At 70.5% G+C, this 6,718-nt stretch carries 3 protein-coding genes and 1 pseudogene; 1 reads left to right on the top strand and 3 read right to left on the bottom strand.

Annotation, left to right across the window (positions count from 1 at the left end):
* Positions 1–583: 583 nt before the first annotated feature.
* A pseudogene (locus AB0I18_RS24100) lies at positions 584–1,561 on the top strand (RNA polymerase sigma factor); the annotation flags it as partial.
* Positions 1,562–1,639: 78 nt separating this feature from the next.
* On the opposite strand, the gene AB0I18_RS24095 reads toward AB0I18_RS24100, so the two are convergent.
* The 3 genes from AB0I18_RS24095 to AB0I18_RS24085 all read right to left on the bottom strand — a co-directional run bounded on the left by AB0I18_RS24095 (position 1,640) and on the right by AB0I18_RS24085 (position 6,700).
* The gene (locus AB0I18_RS24095; RefSeq protein ID WP_363107623.1) at positions 1,640–4,033 is read right to left on the bottom strand and encodes a SpoIIE family protein phosphatase; all 2,394 of its coding nucleotides are present in this window, start codon (positions 4,031–4,033) and stop codon (positions 1,640–1,642) included.
* Positions 4,034–4,112: 79 nt separating this feature from the next.
* Positions 4,113–5,240 carry an LLM class flavin-dependent oxidoreductase gene (locus AB0I18_RS24090; RefSeq protein ID WP_363107622.1) on the bottom strand — a complete coding sequence of 376 codons (1,128 nt, stop codon included), beginning with the start codon at positions 5,238–5,240 and terminating at the stop codon, positions 4,113–4,115.
* Between the two features lie 59 nt (positions 5,241–5,299).
* Positions 5,300–6,700: an NtaA/DmoA family FMN-dependent monooxygenase gene (locus AB0I18_RS24085; RefSeq protein ID WP_363107621.1), complete on the bottom strand. Its 1,401-nt coding sequence runs from the start codon at positions 6,698–6,700 to the stop codon at positions 5,300–5,302.
* Positions 6,701–6,718: the final 18 nt, after the last annotated feature.

Raw genomic sequence — 6,718 nt, 5'->3', positions numbered from 1 at the left:
AGGGGCGCGGGGAACTGCGCGACCAGCCCCCACCCACCCGCACCCGACAACACACCCCCTCGGGGTCTGGGGCGGAGCCCCCGGGGACGGGACGGGTAGGGGCGGCGGGGGCGAGAAACGACCGCCGGTGACACGCCACCGGCAGCCGACCCTCGGCGGGATCGCCGAGTGCCGGTACAGCACGGGTCGCGGCGCCGCTCACACCGCACGCCGCGGCGAACTCGCCGGGCACGCCGGGCACACCGAGGAAAAAACCACGTCCTCACAGGCGAAGGCAGATCCAGAATCCGCCGAGAAAAGCAACAGCGCATGGCACGTGATTCATGTCACCTTAATTTTACGCCAATGCGATGCGGTCGATCAAGGGCCCGCCGGGTGTACCGTAATTGAGCGATCCTGATGTGCCCAGGCCCTCACCCACCACGATGTCGCCGGAATGACGATTCCCAGGCCAGTCAATCAATCACCACCGGGGATTATGAGAATTCAGGGCTCCTGAGCAGAGGCACGGGAAGAGAAGTTGAGCGCAATGGACACGGACACCCAGGTTCCGGACACCCAGGTTCAGGGGCAGGAGGCGCTGCTCCTGTCGCCGGACGACGAGACCGACGCCGACGCCCCCGCACCGACGCTCACCTCCGACGGTGCCACGACCGATCAGGTCCGGGACTACCTGAGGGTGATCGGCCGCGTCCGCCTGCTCAGCGCCGCCCAGGAAGTGGATCTCGCGAAGCGGATCGAGGCCGGTCTGTTCGCCGAGCAGAAGCTTGCGGAAGAACCCGGTCTGGACGCACTGTTCCGGCGCGAGCTGGAAATCCTCGCGGAGGACGGCCACCGGGCGAAATCCCATCTCATCGAGGCGAACCTTCGTCTGGTCGTGTCCATCGCCAAGCGCTACACCAGACGGGGTCTCACCTTTCTGGATCTGATCCAGGAGGGCAACACGGGACTGATGCGGGCGGTCGAGAAGTTCGACTACGCGAAAGGGTTCAAGTTCTCGACCTATGCGACCTGGTGGATCCGGCAGGCGCTGACCCGCGCCCTGGCCGATCAGAGCAGGACCATCCGCATTCCGGTCCACGCGGTGGAGATCATCAACAAAGTGGCCCGGCTCCGTCGGGAACTGCTCCAGGAACTGGGCGTCGAGCCCTCGCTGGAGCAACTGGCGGAGAAGCTGGACCTGCCCGTCGCCAAGATCATCGAACTCGACGGATACGTCAAGGAGCCCGTCTCGCTGCACATGCCGCTGGGCGAGGACGGAAACACCGAGCTCGGTGACGTGATCGAGGACAGCGAGACCGTCTCCCCCTTCGACATGGTGACGTTCCAGCTGCTCAAGGAGACCATCCAGGCCGTCCTCTCTCATATGACCCCGCGCGAGGCAGGCATCATCTCCCTGCGGTACGGGCTCCATGACGGGCAGGCCAAGACCCTGGAGGAGATCGGCCAGGTGTACGGGGTCACCCGCGAGCGCATCCGCCAGATCGAGTCCAAGACGATGTCGAAGCTGCGCCACCCCTCCCGCTCCCAGGCGCTGCGCGACTACGTCGGCCGGGACTGAACGAGGACGAGGCTCGACCGCGCAGGGCATGCTCCCTGCTGCCCGGTGTCCCGCCAATGCACCATCGCCGCTGCCCGCTCACTGGGCCGTCGGCAGTGCCTGTTCCGCCCAGATCGTCTTTCCGGTGCCGCTCGGCCGGGTGCCCCAGCGGTCGGTGAGCTGGGCGACGAGCAGGAGGCCGCGCCCGCCCTCGTCGTAGGTGCGGGCCCGGCGCAGGTGGGGCGAGGTGCTGCTGGCGTCGGAGACCTCGCAGATGAGGGCCCGGTCGCGGATGAGCCGCAGCTGGATCGGGGAGCCGCCGTAGCGGATGGCGTTGGTGACCAGTTCGCTCACCACGAGTTCGGTGACGAAGGCGGCCTCGTCGAGTCCCCAGCGGGTCAGCTGCTCGGTGGCGTACTGCCGGGCGGTGGCGACCACCGCCGGATCGGCGGCCAGGTCCCAGGCGGCGACCTGTTCGGCGTCCAGGGCACGGGTACGGGCCAGCAGCAGGGCCACGTCGTCCGCGGGGCGCTCCGGGAGCAGGGCCTTGAGGACGTTGTCGCAGGCGTCCTCCAGGGTTTCGGCCGGGACCGCCAGGGCCGTGCACAGCGCGGCGGTGCCCGTGTCCACGTCGAGATCACGGGCCTCGACGAGACCGTCCGTGTAGAGGGCGAGTACGGCGCCTTCGGGCACGTCCAGCTCGGTGGCCTCGAACGGGAGCCCGCCGACGCCGAGCATCGGCCCCGCGGACACCTCGACGATCTGGACGGTGCCGTCCGGGAGCAGGAGCACGGGCGGCGGGTGCCCGGCGGCGGCGATGGTGCAGTGGCGGGACACCGGGTCGTACACCGCGTACAGGCAGGTGGCGCCGATCTCGCCGGTCACCGCGCTCTCGTCGGCCCCCAGGTGCCCGACCAGGTCGTCCAGGTGCGTGAGCAGCTCGTCCGGCGGCAGGTCGACGTCGGCCAGGGTCCATACGGCCGTGCGGAGCCGCCCCATGGTGACGGAGGCGTGGATGCCGTGTCCGACGACGTCTCCGACAACCAGCGCCACCCGGGTCCCGGAGAGCGAGATCACGTCGAACCAGTCGCCGCCCACGCCCGCCTGCGACAGCGCCGGGAGGTAGCGGGAGGCGAACTCGACCGCCGCCTGCCCGGCCATCAGCTGGGGCAGCAGGCTGCGCTGCAGGGCCAGCGCGGTCGTGCGCTCCCGGGTGTAGCGGCGGGCGTTGTCCACGCAGACGGCCGCGCGGCTGGCCAGTTCCCGCGCCAGCGACACGTCGTCGCCGTCGAAGGGGTCGGGCGACTCGGGGGTCAGCAGTCGTACGAAGACCGCCACGCCCAGCGTCGTACCGCGCGCCACCAGCGGTACGGCCATCAGCGAGAGGTCGTGGTCCTTCGCGTCGCGCAGCCTGGCGGACCGGGCGTCGTGGTGCGCGAACCATGTGTCGAGGTCCGGCGAGCCGGTCCGGGTGAGCACCACGTCGCCCGAAGCCAGCGCACGGGCGGGCGGCGAGGACGGCGGATACACGTCCGCCGCACCCAGATCGATCGCGGCCTCGGGCACTCCGGGCGTGAGGGAGTGGTGCGCGACCCGGCGCAGCTCCACGTCGGCGTCCGCCCTGCCCTCGATGGGCTCCTCGCCCGCGAGCACCCGGTCCAGCAGGTCCACGCTGGCGAAGTCCGCGAGCCGGGGAACGACCAGCTCGGCCAGTTGCTGTGCGGTGTGCACGACGTCCAGCTTCGTGCCGATGGACTCGGCGGCCTCGTTCAGCATGGCCAGGCGCTGGCGCGCCCAGTGCTGCTCACTGCTGTCGAACGCGGCGAGGGCGGTGCCGAGCAGCTCTCCGGAGTCGTCCCGCACCGGCCACATCTCGATGTTCCAGGCATGCATACGCCGGCCGGACGGCGAGCGGGTCCAGCTCTCGTAGTGGACCGGCTTCCCGGTCTCCACCACGATCTCCAGATGGCGCAGGAAGCCGCGGCTGTGCTCGGCGTCCTCCACGGTGTCCGGGAAGTAGCGGTGCCGGAACACCTCCCAGGGCTGCCCCATGACCTGGCATCCCGCCTCGTTCATCCGCAGATAACGCTGCCCGGTGTCGAAGACGGACATCGACATGGATGCCTGCTGGAACGCCAGGTCACCGAGCATCCGCTCCCGCTCGTCCGGCTCCGCGGTGATCACGTACGACGGCTGCTCCCCCTGCACCGGGCACGCCCGGAGAGCCAGCTCCAGGCGGTGCCCGTCGCGATGACGTACGGCCACGACCACGGCCTCGCCCGCCCCGTCACCCGCCCGCAGGGCCCGCCAGAGTCCGGCCGGATCGCCGTCCACCAGCTCCGCCGCCGGCCGGCCGGTGACCTCCTCGGCGGTGTACCCCGTGAGCAGGCGCGCTCCTTCACTCCAGCCCGTGACCATGCCGTGCGCGTCGACCACCGCCATGGCGTCACCGGCCGTGGCCGCTCGCCCTTCATCGCGCGGCAATGTCACCATGCGTACAAGAATGGTCCCATTAGGCATCCGGAACAAGCCAGGTGGGTGGCTGAAACCTTCCGTCACGGCTGCCGTCGACTCACCTCCGTCGCCACTCCTCGGCCAGCAGTTCGTAGGACCGGACCCGGTCGGCGTGGTCGTGGGTGATGGTCGTGATCAGCAACTCGTCGGCGGCGGTGGCTTCTTGAAGCTGTGCCAGCTGGTCGGCGACCCGGCCCGGGGAGCCGACGAACCGGGTGTCGAGGCGGTCCTGGACCAGGGCCCGGTCCGCGTCGGTCCAGGCCTGGGCGCGGGCCTCCTCGGGGGTGGGGAACGGGATCGCGCCCTCGGCCGTACGGATGCTGCGGACCCACGGGCCGTAGCCGGCGGCGAGTTCACGGGCCGTTTCGTCGTCCTCGGCGACCACGACGTCGGCGGAGACGCTGAGATGGGGCTTTTCGAGCACCTCGGACGGCTGGAAGGCGGCACGGTAGCCCTCCGCCGCCTCCAGTACGGTCGCCGGGCTGATGTGGTAGTTCGCCGCGAACCGCAGGCCGTTGCGCCCCGCGACCTCGGCGCTCTCTCCCCCGCTGCTGCCCAGGATCCACACCTGTACGTCGGCGCCCTCGCCCGGGACGACATGTGCTTCGATGCCGTCCGCCGACCGGTACGTACCGGCCAGCAGCGCGAGGATGTCGCCGACCTGCTCGCCGTAGTCCTGCGGCTCGGCGTTCGGTTGCCTGAGCAGCTTGAGCTGGAGGGCGACCCTGGGCGAGCCGAGCAGGTGCGCGAGGGAGAACGGTGGCGGGATCAGCAGCCCGTTGGGGGCGCGGCCGTCGACGACGGGGGTCGCGGCCGGCAGCGGGGTGGCGCGCGCACCGGGCGGGCGGCCGCCGGAGCGGCCGAGACCCAGGTCGAGGCGCCCGGGGTGCAGCGCGTCGATGAGACCGAACTCCTCGACCGTGGACAGGGCCGTGCGGTGGCCCAGCTGTACGGCACCGGAGCCGAGCCGGATCGTCGAGGTCGCGGAGGCGGTCAGGGCGAGGACGACCGCCGGTGAGGTGCCGACCACACCCGGGTTCAGGTGGTGCTCGGCGAACCAGTAGCGGGCGTAACCGAACCCTTCGGTCCGCTGGGCCAGGTCGATCGAGTTGCGCAGCGCCTCGGCCGCGGTGGAGCCGGACGAGACCGGGACCAGGTCGAGGACGCCGAGGGGGATGTCGGGCATGAGTGGCTGTACTCCTCAGCGGTGGGTGGACGTGGACACGGACGGGACGGGGTCGGGACTCATGACGCGGTCCGCACGCCCCGTGCGTCGGTCTCGGCGTCTGAGTCAGGGACGGCGTCGGGGTGGGCCAGACCCAGGTGGTCGCGCAGGGTCGTGCCCTCGTACTCCGTACGGAAGACTCCGCGCTCCTGGAGGAGGGGGACGACCGTGTCGGCGAAGCCGTCGAGGCCGCCGGGGGTGATGTGCGGGACGAGGATGAAGCCGTCGCTGGCGTCGGCCTGGACGAAGTCGTTGATGCTGTCGGCGACCGTCGCCGGGGAGCCGACGAAGGACTGGCGGTTGCCGGTCTCGATGACCAGGTCGCGGATGGACCACTTGTTGGCGGCCGCGAGCTCCCGCCACTCCCGGGCGGTGGCCAGCGGGTCGCGGTACATCCGGACCTGGGCACGGCCTCGCGCGATGGTGTGCTCACCGAGGTCGGGGTCGATGTCGGGGAGCGGGCCTTCCGGGTCGTACGCGGACAGGTCGCGGTTCCAGACGAACTCCAGGTGCTTGATCGCGGTGGCGCCGCTGACCTGCTGCCGCCGCACCTCGTGAGCGAGCTCCGCCGCCTCGGCGTCCGTGTCACCGAGGACGAAGGTCGCGGCGGGCAGGATGAGGAGTTGGCCGGACGTGCGGCCGTAGCGGGGCAGGCGGCCCTTGACGTCCGTGTAGAACTCCTGGCCTTCCTTGAGGGTGGCGTACCGGCTGAAGATCGCGTCGGCACTGGCGGCGGCGAACTCGCGGCCCTCTTCGGAGTCGCCGGCCTGGAAGACCACCGGGCGGCCCTGCGGGGAGCGCGGGACGTTGAACTGCCCCTCGATGTCGAAGTGTTGGCCCCGGTGGACGAAGGCGCCGGCCCTGGCGTCCCGCAGGAAGGTGCCGCTCTCCTGGTCGGCGACGATCTCGTTCCCGTGCCAGGAGTCGAAGAGTTCGTTCGCGGTGGCCAGGAACTCCTTGGCCCGGGAGTACCGCTCGTCCTGCGGCAGGAAGCCGCCCCGGCGGAAGTTCTCGCCGGTGAAGGCGTCCCAGGAGGTGACGACGTTCCAGGCGGCGCGACCCTCGGAGAGGTGATCCAGGCTGGCGAACTGGCGGGCCACCTCGTACGGCTCGTTGAAGGTGGAGTTTATGGTGCCGGTCAGTCCGAGGCGCTCGGTGACGGCGGCGAGCGCGCTCAGGACGGTGAAGGTATCGGGGCGGCCGACGACGTCCAAGTCGTAGATCTTTCCGCCCTGTTCGCGCAGCCGCAGCCCCTCGGCGAGGAAGAGGAAGTCGAACCTGGCGCGTTCGGCGGTGCGCGCGAAGTGCGCGAAGGAGCTGAACTCGATGTGGCTGCCTGCCTCGGGGTCGCTCCACACGGTGGTGTTGTTGACGCCGGGGAAGTGGGCCGCGAGGTGGATCTGCTTGAGCGGCTTGCTCATGGTCGTGGGTCCTTCCGG

The organism is Streptomyces sp. NPDC050704 (assembly GCF_040654355.1).
GTDB lineage: Bacteria > Actinomycetota > Actinomycetes > Streptomycetales > Streptomycetaceae > Streptomyces.
This window is presented reverse-complemented; position numbering and strand designations above follow the sequence as displayed.

Bases quoted from the DNA above. Each gene is read 5' to 3' on its own strand.
- AB0I18_RS24095 (WP_363107623.1), bottom strand. From the start codon at position 4,033: ATGGTGACATTGCCGCGCGATGAAGGGCGAGCGGCCACGGCCGGTGAC.
- AB0I18_RS24090 (WP_363107622.1), bottom strand. From the start codon at position 5,240: ATGCCCGACATCCCCCTCGGCGTCCTCGACCTGGTCCCGGTCTCGTCC.
- AB0I18_RS24085 (WP_363107621.1), bottom strand. From the start codon at position 6,700: ATGAGCAAGCCGCTCAAGCAGATCCACCTCGCGGCCCACTTCCCCGGC.